At 65.4% G+C, this 14,211-nt stretch carries 11 protein-coding genes; 7 read left to right on the top strand and 4 right to left on the bottom strand.

Going from position 1 to position 14,211, the window contains the following annotated elements; translation table 11 throughout:
- Nucleotides 1-110 precede the first annotated feature (110 nt).
- From ATSB10_RS11100 to ATSB10_RS11125, 6 genes are read left to right on the top strand one after another with little or no spacing between them, the layout of a single operon-like run.
- Complete coding sequence (locus tag ATSB10_RS11100; RefSeq protein ID WP_063672832.1) at nucleotides 111-2,531, top strand: LPS-assembly protein LptD; 2,421 nt, start codon at nucleotides 111-113, stop codon at nucleotides 2,529-2,531.
- A gap of 40 nt (nucleotides 2,532-2,571) precedes the next feature.
- Nucleotides 2,572-3,930, top strand: a complete 1,359-nt coding sequence (locus tag ATSB10_RS11105) for a peptidylprolyl isomerase (protein WP_063672834.1) — start codon at nucleotides 2,572-2,574, stop codon at nucleotides 3,928-3,930.
- 10 nt (nucleotides 3,931-3,940) lie between these two features.
- Nucleotides 3,941-4,939, top strand: coding sequence for a 4-hydroxythreonine-4-phosphate dehydrogenase PdxA (gene pdxA, locus ATSB10_RS11110; protein ID WP_063672837.1), 999 nt, complete (start codon nucleotides 3,941-3,943; stop codon nucleotides 4,937-4,939).
- Nucleotides 4,940-4,960: 21 nt separating this feature from the next.
- Nucleotides 4,961-5,761 carry a 16S rRNA (adenine(1518)-N(6)/adenine(1519)-N(6))-dimethyltransferase RsmA gene (gene rsmA / locus ATSB10_RS11115; protein WP_063672839.1) on the top strand — a complete coding sequence of 267 codons (801 nt, stop codon included), beginning with the start codon at nucleotides 4,961-4,963 and terminating at the stop codon, nucleotides 5,759-5,761.
- A gap of 53 nt (nucleotides 5,762-5,814) precedes the next feature.
- Nucleotides 5,815-6,198, top strand: coding sequence for a Co2+/Mg2+ efflux protein ApaG (gene apaG / locus ATSB10_RS11120; RefSeq protein ID WP_026107061.1), 384 nt, complete (start codon nucleotides 5,815-5,817; stop codon nucleotides 6,196-6,198).
- Nucleotides 6,198-7,049 carry a symmetrical bis(5'-nucleosyl)-tetraphosphatase gene (locus tag ATSB10_RS11125; RefSeq protein ID WP_063672842.1) on the top strand — a complete coding sequence of 284 codons (852 nt, stop codon included), beginning with the start codon at nucleotides 6,198-6,200 and terminating at the stop codon, nucleotides 7,047-7,049. The genes apaG and ATSB10_RS11125 overlap by 1 nt, the downstream gene beginning before the upstream one ends.
- Nucleotides 7,050-7,104: 55 nt before the next feature.
- On the opposite strand, the gene secA is transcribed toward ATSB10_RS11125, so the two are convergent.
- Entirely contained in the window at nucleotides 7,105-9,807 is a 2,703-nt protein-coding gene (gene secA / locus ATSB10_RS11130; RefSeq protein WP_063672845.1) for a preprotein translocase subunit SecA, read from the bottom strand.
- A gap of 204 nt (nucleotides 9,808-10,011) precedes the next feature.
- Nucleotides 10,012-10,941, bottom strand: a complete 930-nt coding sequence (locus ATSB10_RS11135) for a M23 family metallopeptidase (RefSeq protein ID WP_063672848.1) — start codon at nucleotides 10,939-10,941, stop codon at nucleotides 10,012-10,014.
- Between ATSB10_RS11135 and ATSB10_RS18975 the strand changes: the two genes are divergently transcribed.
- Nucleotides 10,940-11,431: a DciA family protein gene (locus ATSB10_RS18975; protein WP_236886406.1), complete on the top strand. Its 492-nt coding sequence runs from the start codon at nucleotides 10,940-10,942 to the stop codon at nucleotides 11,429-11,431. The genes ATSB10_RS11135 and ATSB10_RS18975 overlap by 2 nt on opposite strands.
- 250 nt (nucleotides 11,432-11,681) lie before the next feature.
- Here ATSB10_RS18975 and lpxC read toward each other — a convergent pair whose 3' ends face one another.
- Nucleotides 11,682-12,596, bottom strand: coding sequence for a UDP-3-O-acyl-N-acetylglucosamine deacetylase (gene lpxC / locus ATSB10_RS11140; protein WP_063672851.1), 915 nt, complete (start codon nucleotides 12,594-12,596; stop codon nucleotides 11,682-11,684).
- Between the two features lie 400 nt (nucleotides 12,597-12,996).
- Nucleotides 12,997-14,175 carry a cell division protein FtsZ gene (gene ftsZ, locus ATSB10_RS11145; protein ID WP_017460211.1) on the bottom strand — a complete coding sequence of 393 codons (1,179 nt, stop codon included), beginning with the start codon at nucleotides 14,173-14,175 and terminating at the stop codon, nucleotides 12,997-12,999.
- Nucleotides 14,176-14,211 lie beyond the last annotated feature (36 nt).

Here is a 14,211-nt window from a genome sequence, read left to right on the forward strand (position 1 = left end):
CGGCCTGCGACTGAATCCGCAGACCCTTTCGACGCCTTCGAGCCTGCCGGCTGCGGGACGTTTCTGCTAGCTTAACGGGTCATTTCCGCCTAAAGACTGCCATCGTGACGATGACGCCGCGCCCGTTGCCTCCGCGCCGCCTGCTGGCGGTCGCTGCCGCCCTCGCCCTGCTCGGCGCACCGCTCGAGGCGGACGCTGCCACCGGCCAGACGCCGATTCCCGGCAACATGCGCGCTCCGGAAGAGGTCAGCTGCCCGCTCGGCTCGTTCCTCTGTCCGGCCCGCCCGATCAGCTACGCGATGTGCCGCCCCAACGCGCTGCTGTCGTTCTACGACCCGACGCTGCCGCTGGACAGCTCCGGGCGCGACACCGCCAACACGGATATCCACGCCGAGCGCGCGGACAGTTCCAACCAGTCGGTCTACCGGTTCACCGGCGAGGTCCGCATGCAGCGCGCCGATCAGCTGCTGCGTGCCGACCGCGTCGACTACAACGACCAGACCACCGATTACGACGCCCGCGGCAACGTGCGCTACCAGGAAGCCGGCGAGCTGCTGTCCGCCGACCACATCAAAGGCAACAACACGGCCAAGCGTGGGGTCGCCGACAACGTCACCTACCAGTTGCTGCAGTCGCGCGGCAACGGAGTCGCGAAGAAGGCGGTCATGACCGACGCCGAGCACAGCAATTACCGGGACGTGACCTACTCGACCTGCGATGTCGGTCACCGGCTGTGGGAGTTCAGCGCCTCGCGGCTCACCTTGAACCGCGACACCGGCGTCGGTGTGGCGCACAACGCCGTGATGCGTTTCGCCAACGTGCCGTTCTTCTATCTGCCTTATCTGAGCTTCCCGATCGACAACCGACGCAAGAGCGGCTTCCTCGCTCCAACTTTCGGCAACTCCAGCCACTCCGGCGTCATGGTCAGCGTGCCGTACTACCTCAACCTGGCGCCGAACTACGACGCGACGCTGGAACCACGCATCTACACCAAGCGCGGAGCGATGCTGGCCGGGCAGTTCCGATATCTGCTGCCGGGGACGACCGGGCACCTCGATTTCGAGTACGTGCCCAAGGATCATGGCCCGAACCTGACGGACTCGAAACTGATCACGCAAGGCAAGCAGCGCTACCTGTACAAGTTCGGCGACACCACCCGCCTGTGGCCGGGCTGGGTATTCACCACCAGCGTGAATCGGGTGTCGGACAAGAACTACCTGCGGGACTTCAGCAACGACCTCTACACCAACGCAACCAACTTCATCCCCTCCAACGCCTACGTTCTCGGATCGGGGAACTGGTGGAGCGCCTCGCTGGGCGTGGATGCCTACCAGAACACCGACCCCTATCTGAACGACAACTCTCTCCAGTACCGGCGCTGGCCGCGTGGCACCCTGAATCTCGACGTGCCGCTCAACAACTGGCTCGAGTTCGGCATGAACAACGAGGCTGTCGCCTTCCGCAAGAGCGGATACATCAGCGGCAATCGCGCCGATCTGTATCCGTACCTGCAGGCGGACTGGCAGGGAGCGGCGTGGTTCGTGCGACCGCGACTGGCCTATCGCTACACCGCCTACCAGTTGGACGACAATTTCCAACACTATGGTTTCGGCGGGCGGCTCGGAACAAATCAGCAGTCGCCATTCACCAGCCAAGACCCATCGCGCTCGCTCCCGGTCGCAAGTCTGGATACCGGCCTGATCTTCGATCGCAGCACATCGCTGTTCGGAACCGGCTACACGCAGACCCTGGAGCCCCGGCTCTACTACCTCTACATCCCCTACCGGAACCAGGACAACCTGCCGCTGTTCGACACGCGGCTGATGAATTTCGACTACTGGCAGCTGTTCTCTCCGAATCAGTATTCGGGCGCCGACCGGCAGATGAACGCGAACAACCTCACCGGCGCCCTGACCACCCGGCTGCTCGACGACAACGGTGTCGAGCGGTTTTCCGCCAGCCTGGGGCAGATCCGTTATTTCGATCCGCAGCGGGTGAAGCTGCCCGGGCAGATGGTCACCGACTGGACCGGCTCCGATTACGTCGCCCAGGCCGCCGTCCAGCTCAACGACCAGTGGCGGGCCAGCTCCGCTTACCAGTGGAGCCCGAACACGCGCCAGGTCGACCTCGGCACCTTCCAGATCCAGCGCCGGATCAAGACCGACGGCGTCCTCAACTTCTCGTACCGGTTCCGCCGCACGCCGGGCAGCACCTCCGTGTTGCTGGAACAATACGACGCGTCGGCGGTCTATCCCGTCTCGGATCGCTGGCGCCTGCTCGGACGGTGGACCTATTCGGTCAAGGATCGCCGCACGGTGGAAGCACTGGCGGGCGTCCAGTACGAGAGCTGCTGCGTGATCTTCAGTGTGGTCGGGCGGCACTACGTGAGCCAGTACGCTCCCATAGGCAGCACGTCGAAACGAATCCCCTCGAACAATGCGGTGATGTTCGAGCTGCAGTTCAAGGGACTGGGTGCGTTCAACGGCCAGGTCGAGGACTTTTTCCGGCGTGCTATTCTGGGATATCAATAATTTGTCGCATCGCCCGCAGGCGATCCAAGGCACCGTTCCGATGAAGCAATCTCTCGCGCTGTTCCTGTTCGCGGTCGTCGCCGCGTCCGTCGCCCCCGCACATGCCCAGCTCCTGGCACCAGCCGCCCCGACCGGCTCGAACTCCGGCGAACAGCCGCTGGACCGCATCGTGGCAGTGGTCGACGACGGCGTGATCCTGCAGAGCGAGCTGGACGATGCCGTCCGCGCCATCCAGCAGCAGTACGCCAGCAATCCCGGTCAGTTGCCGCCGCTGAACGTGCTGCAGCGCCAGGTGCTCGAACGCCTCATCCTGATGCGACTGCAGGTCAACAAGGCCAATGACCAGGGCATCCGTGTCTCCGACGGCGAAGTGGACCAGGCGGTCAACCGCGTGGCCCAGCAGAACCACATGACGGTGGACCAGCTGCGCGGCGCCATCGCGCAGAGCGGCGCCAGCTATGCCGGGTTCCGGCGCCAGATCGCCGAACAGCTGACGGTGCAGCGCCTGCACGACAGCGTGGTCCGCGACTCGGTGCAGATCACCGACAGCGAGATCAACAACCTGCTCAACAGCCCGACCTACAAGGCTGGCGAAGTGCACCTTGCGCACATCCAGATCAGCGTGCCGGCGGGCGCCACCGCTGCCGACATCCAGGCTGCCCAGACCAAGGCCACCGAGGCTCTCAACGCGATCAAGGGCGGCATGGATTTCAATGCCGCGGCGATCCGCTACTCCGACGCGCAGGACGCGCTCGACGGCGGCGACCTCGGCTGGCGCCGCATGGACGAGATCCCGCCGGCGTTCACCGATACTGTGGCCGGGATGAAGCCCGGCGACGTCACCCCGGCGCTGCGCGGCCCCACCGGCTTCACGATCCTCAAGCTGGTCGGCCAGCGGCAGCCCGAGCGCCAGGTGATCACCGAGTACCACGCCCGCCAGATCCTGATCAGCCCCAGCGAGCTCATCACGCCCGCCCAGGCACAGCAGAAGGCGCAGGACCTCTACCAGCGCATCGTCAACAAGCACGAGGATTTCGCCAAGCTGGCCAAGGCCGACTCCGCCGACGACACCACCGCCAATGCCGGTGGCGACATGGGCTGGTTCGCCAAGGACGCCTGGGGGGCTGCGGTCGCGGAGCAGTTGTCCGCACTCAAGCCGGACCAGGTCTCCAAGCCGTTCCAGACGGAAGCGGGCTGGCACATCATCGAGCTGCTCGGCACGCGGCAGGCCGACCGCACCGACGAGATCGCCCGCAACCAGGCGCGTCAGGCGATCGGCAACCGCAAGGCCGAGCAGGCGTACGAGGACTTCCTGCGCCAGCTCAAGGCCAGCGCGTACATCCGGATCCTGGTGCCGGAGCTGCGCGCTCCCGGCCAGCCGGACGACGGCACCGCCTGATCCCGCCACCATGGACATCCGACCCCGTCCCCGGCTGGCCCTGACTGCTGGCGAGCCGGCGGGTGTCGGCCCCGAGCTGTTGGCTCGCCTCGCTTCGATTCCGTTCGATGCCGAACTGGTGGCGATTACCGATCGCGAGCTGCTGAAGCGAGCCGCACGACGTTGCGACATCCAGCTCGAACTGCTGGACGAAGACGCACCCGCTCCCGCCATCTCCACGGCCGTCCAGTTGCGCGTCCGCCACGTGCCGCTGGGAGCGACCGAGCGCCCGGGCCATCCCGATCCCGCCAACGCTGCGCACGTACTCGCCACCCTGGCCGAGGCCGCCGACGGCTGTCTCTCAGGGCGCTACGATGCCGTGGTGACCGCTCCCCTGCAGAAAGCCTCGATCAACGAGGCCGGCATCGCCTTCAGTGGCCACACGGAATTCTTCGCCGAGCGGGCCGGTGCCGACGTGGTGATGATGCTGGCCAGCCCGGAGCTGCGGGTGGCGCTGGCCACGACACATCTGCCCCTGGCTGCGGTCCCCGCCGCCATCCAGGCCGATCTACTGACCCGCACCCTGCGCATCGTCGATGCCGAGTTGCGCGCGAAGTTCGGTATCGAGCGCCCCCGTATCGGTGTGCTCGGACTGAATCCTCACGCAGGCGAGAGCGGACACCTGGGCCGCGAAGAGATCGACATCATCATCCCGGCGCTGGACCGCCTGCGCGACGAAGGCATGGATCTGCTGGGCCCGCTGCCGGCGGATACCGCTTTCGTGCCTGTCATGCGCGCCCGCTACGATGCGGTACTGGCGATGTACCACGATCAGGCCCTGCCGGTGCTCAAGAGCGAGGCGTTCGACCGCACCGTCAATCTGACGCTCGGCCTGCCCTTCATCCGCACCTCGGTCGACCACGGTACTGCACTCGACCTGGCCGGCAGCGGCCGCGCCGATGCATCGAGCCTGATCGCCGCCACCCGCATGGCGCTGGACCTGGTCCAGCGCGCCCGCAACAACGCCTGACCCGACGTGCCGAGTCCACCCATGAATGCGCGTCCCAAGAAAAGCTTCGGCCAGCACTTCCTGCACGAGAAGCGCTACATCGAGCGCATCGTCAGCGCGATCGCACCGAAGGACGGTGACACGCTGGTCGAGATCGGACCCGGCGAGGGCGCCCTGACCCTGCCACTGCTCGCCGCGGCCCACCGGCTGACCGCGATCGAACTGGACACCGACCTGATTCCCGCGCTGGGCGAACGTGCGGCGCCGATCGGCGATCTGCGAATCGTCCACGCGGATGTGCTGAAAGTCGACTTCGCTGCGCTGGCCCGCGAGCTGGGAGCCAGCCGCCTGCGCATCGCCGGCAACCTGCCTTACTACATCTCCAGCCCGATCCTGTTCCACTGCGTCGAACATGCCGAGTCCATCCAGGACATGCACTTTATGCTGCAGAAGGAGGTGGTCGACCGGATGGCCGCCGACCCCGGCAGCAAGGTGTACGGACGCCTCTCGGTGATGCTGCAGCTGGCCTGCCGCGTGGTGCCGCTGTTGGATGTGCCGCCCGGCGCGTTCCGTCCGCCGCCGAAGGTCGACTCGTCGGTCGTTCGGCTGGTGCCGCTGGCGCCGGAAGAACGTCATGACGCCGCCCCCGACGACGTGCATGCCGTGGTCAAGGCGGCGTTCGCCCAGCGCCGCAAGACTCTCTCCAATGCGCTCCGGCAGCTGCTTGACGCCGACTCGATCCGGGGTGCCGGCATTGACCCCGGCGCGCGCGCGGAAACGCTGACCCCGGGCGATTTCGTGCGACTCGCCAAGGCGCTGCCGGCGCAGGCGGCGAAAGACTGAAGGCTCTGGCGCTCCACTGAGCGGATGCACACCGCAGGCCGTACAATCGCGACATGAGTCCGAAATCCCCCTACACGATCGATGTTCACGTGCACACGCGCTTCGTTCCCGACCAGTCGAAGCCTGACGACAACCGCTACGTGTTCGCCTACACGGTCACCCTGCGCAATGCGGGCGATGTCCCCGCCCAGCTGCTTCGCCGCCACTGGGTGATCACCGACGCCAACGGCAAGATCGACGAGGTGCGCGGCGATGGCGTGGTCGGCGAGCAGCCCTGGCTGCGTCCGGGCGACGACTACGAGTACACCTCCGGCGCGGTGCTGGAGACCGCGGTCGGCACCATGGCCGGCAGCTACCAGATGCTCGCCGACGACGGCACCGAATTCGACGCCCCGATTCCCACCTTCACCCTCTCGATTCCGCGCACGCTGCACTGATGGCGACCTACGCAATCGGCGACGTGCAGGGCTGTTATCCGGAGCTGCAGCGCCTGCTCGACAAGCTGCGCTTCGATCCGGTGCAGGACCACCTGTGGTTCTGCGGCGACCTGGTGAATCGAGGCGGGCAGTCGCTGGAGACGCTGCGTTTCATCCATGGACTGCGCGAGCGGACCGTGGTGACGCTCGGCAATCACGATCTCAGCCTGCTCGCCATCGGCCAGCGCAAGCCGGATGCCCAGGCCCGGGTCAACCCCGAACTGCGTGAAGTGCTGTTCGCCGACGACGCCCCGGTGCTTTTCGAATGGCTGCGCTCGCAGAAGCTGCTGCACCATGACGAGCAGCTGGGCTGGACGATGGTGCACGCCGGATTGGCGCCGAGCTGGACACTCAGACAGGCCCTGCGGTCGGCACAGGAGATCGAGCGGGAACTGACCAGCCCGCGCCACCCCCGATTGCTGAGGAACCTGTTCGGAAACCGACCGGCCGCCTGGTCGAGCCGGCTGCAGGGCATCGAACGGATGCGTGCCTCGATCAACACCCTCACCCGCATGCGCTACTGCGACATCCAGGGGCGCATCGACTTCGAGGGCAAGGGCATCCCCGGCACGCAGAAGCCCGGCATGTATCCGTGGTTCGAGGTCCCCGGCATGCGGCGGCGGGATACGCGCGTCGTCTGCGGCCACTGGTCGGCGCTCGGCCGTTTCGCCGGGCTGGGGGTATACGCCATCGATACCGGCTGCGTCTGGGGCGGCCAGTTGACCGCGCTGCGACTGGACTCCGAGGAGCCGGCCTATTTCACGGTGAACGCCGAACCGCATCGCAAGCGCCCGCCCGGCGCCGAGGACTGAACAAAAAGAAAGGGAGGCGATCGCCTCCCTTTCTTTTCTACCGTTACCCGAAAACTCAGCTCAGCTGGCCATGACAATGCTTGTACTTCTTGCCCGAGCCGCACGGGCAGGGATCGTTGCGCCCAACCTTCGGGCCATCCGCAGCGGCCACGGCCGGCAGGGCGTCACTGGCCGGAGCGGTCGGGGCACCGCCACCCGATGCGAGCATCTGGCGCTGCAGGCGCTCGGCCATGCGCTGCTGCTCGGCCTCCATCGCGGCGACCTCTTCCTCGCTGCGGACGCGGATCCGCGCCAGCATCTGCACCACCTCGGTCTTGATCCGGTCGAGCATGTCCGAGAACAGGTCGAAGGACTCGCGCTTGAACGCCTGCTTGGGATCCTGCTGGGCGTAGCCGCGCAGGTAGATGCCCTGGCGCAGGTAGTCCATGCTGGCCAGGTGCTCCTTCCAGGCATTGTCGACCACGCTCAGCATGATGTGCTTTTCGAGCTGGCGCATGGTCTCGGCACCGATCTGCGCCTCCTTGGCCTGGAACAGCCCCTCAACCAGGGCGCGAACATGCTCGAGAATGGCATCGGCATCCAGCTCGTGCTGCTGCTCGACCCACGACTTGAGCTCCGCGTGCAGGCCGAACTCGGACTCCAGCTCGCGGTCCAGCCCGGCGATGTCCCACTGTTCGTCGATGCTTTCCGGTGGCACGTGGGCGCGCACCATCTGCTCGACCACGTCCTCGCGGATATCGGCGATGGTGGCCGACACGTCATCGCCGTCGAGCAGCTCGTCGCGCTGCTTGTAGATCACCTTGCGCTGCTCGTTGGCGACGTCGTCGAACTCGAGCAGGTGCTTGCGGATGTCGAAGTTGTGCTGCTCGACCTTGCGCTGCGCCTTCTCGATCTGCCGGCTGACCATGCGGTCTTCCAGCGCATCGTCTTCCTTCATGCCGAACATGCGCATCCAGCGGCCGACCCAGTCGCCCGCGAAGATGCGCAGCAGGTTGTCTTCCAGCGACAGGTAGAAACGCGACGAACCCGGATCGCCCTGGCGACCGGAGCGGCCACGCAGCTGGTTGTCGATACGCCGGGACTCGTGGCGCTCGGTGCCGATGATGTGCAGGCCGCCGGCTGCCAGCACCTTATCGTGGCGCTGCTGCCATTCCGCCTTCACGCGCGCACGGTCCGCCTCGGTCGCCTCGGCCGGAAGCGCGGCCAGCGCCACTTCCAGGCTGCCGCCGAGCACGATGTCGGTGCCGCGGCCAGCCATGTTGGTGGCGATCGTCACCGAGTGTGGCGCGCCCGCCTGCGCGACGATATGGGCTTCGCGCTCGTGCTGCTTGGCGTTCAGCACTTCGTGCGGGATCTTTTCCTTGCTGAGCAAGCCGGACAGCAGCTCCGACACCTCGATCGAGGTGGTACCCACCAGCACGGGCTGGCCGCGCTTGTGGCAATCCTTGATGTCCTCGGTGACGGCGCGGTATTTCGCCGTCTGCGCGAGAAACACCATGTCCGGGTTGTCCTTGCGGATCATCGGCTTGTGGGTGGGGATCACCACCACCTCGAGACCGTAGATCTGCTGGAACTCATATGCCTCGGTATCCGCCGTGCCGGTCATGCCGGCCAGCTTGGTGTACATGCGGAACAGGTTCTGGAACGTCACCGTGGCCAGCGTCTGGTTCTCGCGCTGGATCGGAACGCCTTCCTTCGCCTCCACCGCCTGATGCAGGCCGTCCGACCAGCGCCGGCCGGCCAGGGTGCGACCGGTGAACTCGTCGACGATGATCACCTCGCCGTCCCGCACGATGTAGTCGACATCGCGCTGGTAGATGGCGTTGGCGCGCAGGGCCGCATTGAGGTGGTGCACCACGGCCAGGTTCTTGGCGTCGTAAAGGCCGCTGCCGGATTCGATCACGCCGGCCTGGCGCAGCAGTTCGTCGGCATGGGCCATCCCTTCTTCGGAGAGATGCACCTGCTTCTGTTTTTCGTCGACCCAGTAATCGCCGGCGCCCTCCTCCTCGGCCTGGCGCACCAGGTGGGGGACGATCTTGTTGACCTTGAGGTAGAGCTCCGGCGAATCCTCCGCCGGGCCAGAGATGATCAACGGCGTGCGCGCCTCGTCGATCAGGATCGAGTCCACTTCGTCGACGATGGCGTAGTTCAGACCGCGCTGGTAGCGCTGCTCCTTCGAGAGCGCCATGTTGTCGCGCAGGTAGTCGAAGCCGAACTCGTTGTTGGTGCCGTAGGTGATGTCCGCGGCGTAGGCGGCATGTTTGTCGGCATGGTCCATGCCCGGGTAGACCACCCCGACGGACAGGCCCAGGAAGTTGTAGAGCTTGCCCATCTGGGCCGAGTCGCGGCGGGCCAGGTAGTCGTTCACCGTCACCACGTGAACGCCCTTGCCCTCGAGCGCATTGAGGTACACCGGGAGGGTACCGACCAGGGTCTTGCCCTCGCCGGTCCGCATCTCGGCGATCTTGCCCATGTGCAGCACCATGCCGCCGATCAGCTGCACGTCGTAGGGACGCATGCCCAGCACCCGCTTGCCGGCCTCGCGCACCGTGGCGAAGGCCTCCGGCAGCAGATTGTCCAGCGTTTCGCCGGCGGCGAGTCGCTGCTTGAACTCGTCGGTCTTGGCACGCAGCGCATCGTCACCGAGGGCGGCGTATTCGGACTCCAGCGCATTGATGCGGGCGACGGTCTTGGAGAGCTGGCGCAGTACGCGGTCGTTACGGCTGCCAAAAAGGCTCGTCAGGGCACGATTGAACATCGATCATCCGGTGACTGGAGACAGGAAAACCCCGCCAGCGCGCGGCCGGCTGGGGCAAATTCACGATGATACTAGGGTCCGACGGCTATCCCAAACGCACCATCGGGCGCAAGGAAACGCGGCACCCCAGTCCGTCGCCGCAATGAGGGGTGGCGGCGGGACGGGGCTGTTTCAAGTCCCCGCCCCCGGTCTTCGCAACCCGTTTCAGCGGTGGCTGCGGACGTAGGCCAGCGGATTGACCACGCGGCCCTTGAACCAGACCTCGAAATGCACGTGGGAGCCGGTCGATCGCCCGGTCGACCCCGCATCGGAGATCACGTCACCCACGCGGACGCGCTGCCCCGGATGGGCGATCAGCTTGCTGTTGTGCGCGTAACGGGTCATGTAGCCATTGCCATGGTCGATTTCGATGACCTTGCCATAGCCGGTACGGATGCCGGCGAACGTGACCATGCCCTCGGCCACGGCGTGTACCGGCGTTCCCAGCGGGACGGCGATATCGATGCCCGTGTGGCGCGCGGCGTGACCGGTGAACGGATCGGGACGAACGCCGAAATACGATGAGATGTAACCCTGCACGGGCATGCCGGTAGGTTTGAGGTTGGATTCGATGCGCGCGTCCATCAGCAGGCTCTGCAGGGCGGTCAGCTGGGCCTGCTGGGCGTCGAACTGCGATGAAAGCTGGTCGATGCTCGACTCCAGCGACTGCGGCAGGGTGTAGGAAGATGCACTCGAATCCTCCACGCCACCTACCGGCGGAGCCTGATCGAAGTCGAATTCGCCGTTGTCCAGCTTGCCCATCTGGGCGAGGCGCTCACCGAGCGCGTTCAGACGGGTCGACTGCGCCTGCAACTGACCCAGCTTGATCGCCAGCGCGTCAAGATTGCGCTGGGCATCGCGCTTCACCTCCGTCAGCTGTTGATTCTGCTGATCGATGGTCTGTTGGAGCTTGCGAACCTGCGCAAGCGCCTGATCGCGCGGACTGGCCACGACCAGCGCTGTGACTGCACCCATGGCCATGCATGTGCCGACCGCGATGGCCGCCAGGGCGCCGATCCGCCAGCGCATGCGACGACTGGCCAGATCGAGGGTCTTGGGCACCTTCTTGGTGCGGGACACAAGTATGATTTGCATGCGTTTCCACGTTGAAGAAGTCGTCACCATGCAGCGCGCGGCCCCACCCATCTCTCGCCGCCCGGCCCCGGGGCTCAAACCCCTGGCCGAATGCGGCGCGTTCGCGCGGCTTGCCTCGAAAGCCGCGGAACTGGATGCGCTGGACCGAGCCCTGCGCCAGACGCTGCCGACATCACTCCGCGACCAGGTGCGTTTCGCACAAAAGCGCGGCGACCGCCTCGTCTTCCTGGCGTCTTCCCCGGCATGGGCTTCCCGTCTGCGCCTTGTTCAGACGCAACTTCTTGCCACCGCGCGCGCCTTGGGCGCACACGCCAGTTCAGTCACCGTGAAAGTGGCCCCCCAACCGCCGGTCGCAACGGAACCGGATCGGTCAAAACCGCTTTCTCCCGCTGCAGCCGTCCATCTCAAAGCGGCTGCAGAGTCAGTCACAGACCCCGAACTGCGGGCGCTGTTCCTGGAGTTGGCGTCCCTCGCCGAAACTGCTGATTGAGCCCCTGCCGGGCGTTGACGGCCTTCATGCCAACGCCCCTCATCCGACACTCTCGGCATCGAAAAACTGCCCGGCCGGAGCCGGGGGCGGTCGGTTTATAACACGCGGATATGAAGGCATGCCAATCCCGCGTGTCCGCAGCGTGAGGTACTCGTGAACTGTTGCGTGACACGGCCCACAAAACAAAACGGCCACGCTCTTCAGCGTGGCCGTCCTGCTTACCCTCGGGATTTGGTGCGCGTTATGCGGCTTAGATGGCCTGCGCAGGATGTGCGTAGGAGATCGGGGCAGTGGCCGGATCGTCCTCGTAGCTGACCTCTTCCCAAGCGCTGGCGTCGGCGATCAGGGCCCGCAGCAGCTTGTTGTTGAGCTCGTGCCCCGACTTGTGCGCATGGTAGGCGCCCACCAGGCTGTGGCCCAGCAGGTACAGGTCGCCGATCGCATCGAGGATCTTGTGCTTGACGAACTCGTCTTCGTAGCGAAGACCATCCTCGTTGAGCACGCGGTAATCATCGAGCACCACCGCGTTGTCCATCGAGCCACCAAGCGCCAGGTTGTGCTCTCGCAGCATCTCGATGTCACGCATGAAACCGAAGGTGCGGGCGCGACTGACTTCCTTCACGAACGACGTGGTCGAGAAGTCGATTTCCGCACGTGAGGTGCGCCTGTTGATGATGGGGTGGTTGAACTCGATCGAGAAACCAACCTTGAAACCTTCGAACGGCTCGAAACTGGCCCACTTGTCGCCTTCCTGCACCTTCACCGGCTTCTTGATGCGGATGAAGCGCTTGGCCACCGGCTGCTCCTCGATGCCGGCAGACTGCAGCAGGAACACGAACGGACCGGCACTGCCATCCATGATCGGCACTTCGGGTGCTGACAGGTCGACGTAGGCGTTGTCGATGCCGAGACCGGCCATCGCCGACAGCAGATGCTCGACCGTGGACACGCGGACATCGCCGCTGACCAGGGTCGTCGACAGGCGCGTATCGCCCACGCAATCCGGGCGCGCATGGATGTCCACCGGCGGATTGAGATCCGTGCGACGGAACACGATGCCGGTATTCGGCGCCGCCGGGCGCAGCGTCATATAGACCTTGTCGCCGGTATGAAGGCCGACGCCGGTCGCGCGAATAATGTTCTTGAGCGTACGCTGCTTGATCATTTTTATGGGTACCTGTGGAAGGCAGCAGCCAGAATGGACGGGGATGCTAACACAGTCTTAACCTCGGACAATAGCAAACCGGACCGTACAGTCTTTAACCGTCCTTCATGCTTCCAGCGTGTCTGCAGGGTTGCCCCCGATCGTGAAAGCACTCTGGAAACATCAGGTTGCATGAAACAAGAGACCTCATGGCCGGGGACGGGATTCCGGCCATGAGGCTTGCCGCGGGTCATCCGGACACGCGACCTTGCTGACGCCTTCACATTTTTGAAGTCATCAGCCATCCGGCTCGATCGACAGTGGACCCGGCCGGCAGTCGCAACGACCGGTTCCCGTGCCGCCAAAGGTGCACAGACCGGAGTACAGGGGAATGGTTCCTCCGGATCCGGCCATGTGCATCTTAGTCGGCCTGCCGGCGCAGGAAAGCCGGAATGTCGAGATAGTCGAAACTCGAGTCCGCCGACTTCGCCGGGGCGGTCTCCTGGCGACTGGTCGGCACGACATCGGGCTGGGCGTAGTCCACCACCTCGTTGCCGGTACCCGTGCGAAGCACCACGGGACGCGGACGCTGCCGCATCTCCACCTGCTGGGTCTGCACCGGGCGCACCGGCTGGCGGGCGGAGGCGCGGTTGAGGCCCGTGGCCACCACCGTGACACGCACGTCGTCCTGCATCTCCGGATCGAGCGAGGTGCCGATCACCACCGTGGCGTCCTCGGAGGCAAAGTCGTGGATCACGCGGCCGATCTCGTCGAACTCGCGCATGGTCAGGTTCGGACCGGCGGTGACGTTCACCAGGATGCCGCAGGCACCATTGAGGTTGACGTCCTCCAGCAGCGGGTTGTTGATCGCCGCCTCGGCTGCGGCCTGGGCGCGGTCGTCGCCGCGGGCGGTACCGGAGCCCATCATCGCCATGCCCATTTCGCTCATCACGGTGCGCACGTCGGCGAAGTCGACGTTGATCAGGCCAGGCGCGGTGATCAGGTCCGCGATGCCCTGCACCGCACCCTGCAACACATCGTTGGCGGCCTTGAAGGCGTTCAGCAGGGTCACTTCGCGGCCGAGCACCGACAGCAGCTTCTCGTTCGGCACGGTGATCAGCGAGTCCACGTGCTGGGACAGGTCCTCGATACCCTTCAGCGCGACCTGCATGCGGCGGCGGCCCTCGAACGGGAACGGCTTGGTCACCACCGCCACGGTCAGGATGCCCTTTTCCTTGGCCAGCTGCGCCACCACCGGCGCAGCGCCGGTGCCGGTGCCGCCGCCCATGCCGGCAGTGATGAACACCATGTCGGCACCCTCGAGCATCTCCTCGATGCGCTCACGGTCTTCCAGCGCGGCCTGGCGGCCGACCTCCGGGTTGGCGCCGGCGCCCAGGCCCTTGGTGACATTGGCGCCGAGCTGCAGGTGAGTGCGCGAGCCGCAGTTCTTCATGGCCTGCGCGTCGGTGTTGGCGACGACGAACTCGACGCCTTCGATGTTCGCATTGAGCATGTGGGCCACGGCGTTGCCGCCACCGCCACCCACGCCGATGACTTTGATGACCGCGTTGGGGGTCAATTTATCGATCAGTTCAAACATTTCCCGTCCTCCGTAGAGCTTTCGTTGTCGTTGTAA

It is taken from the genome of Dyella thiooxydans, from assembly GCF_001641285.1.
GTDB classification, from domain to species: domain Bacteria; phylum Pseudomonadota; class Gammaproteobacteria; order Xanthomonadales; family Rhodanobacteraceae; genus Dyella_A; species Dyella_A thiooxydans.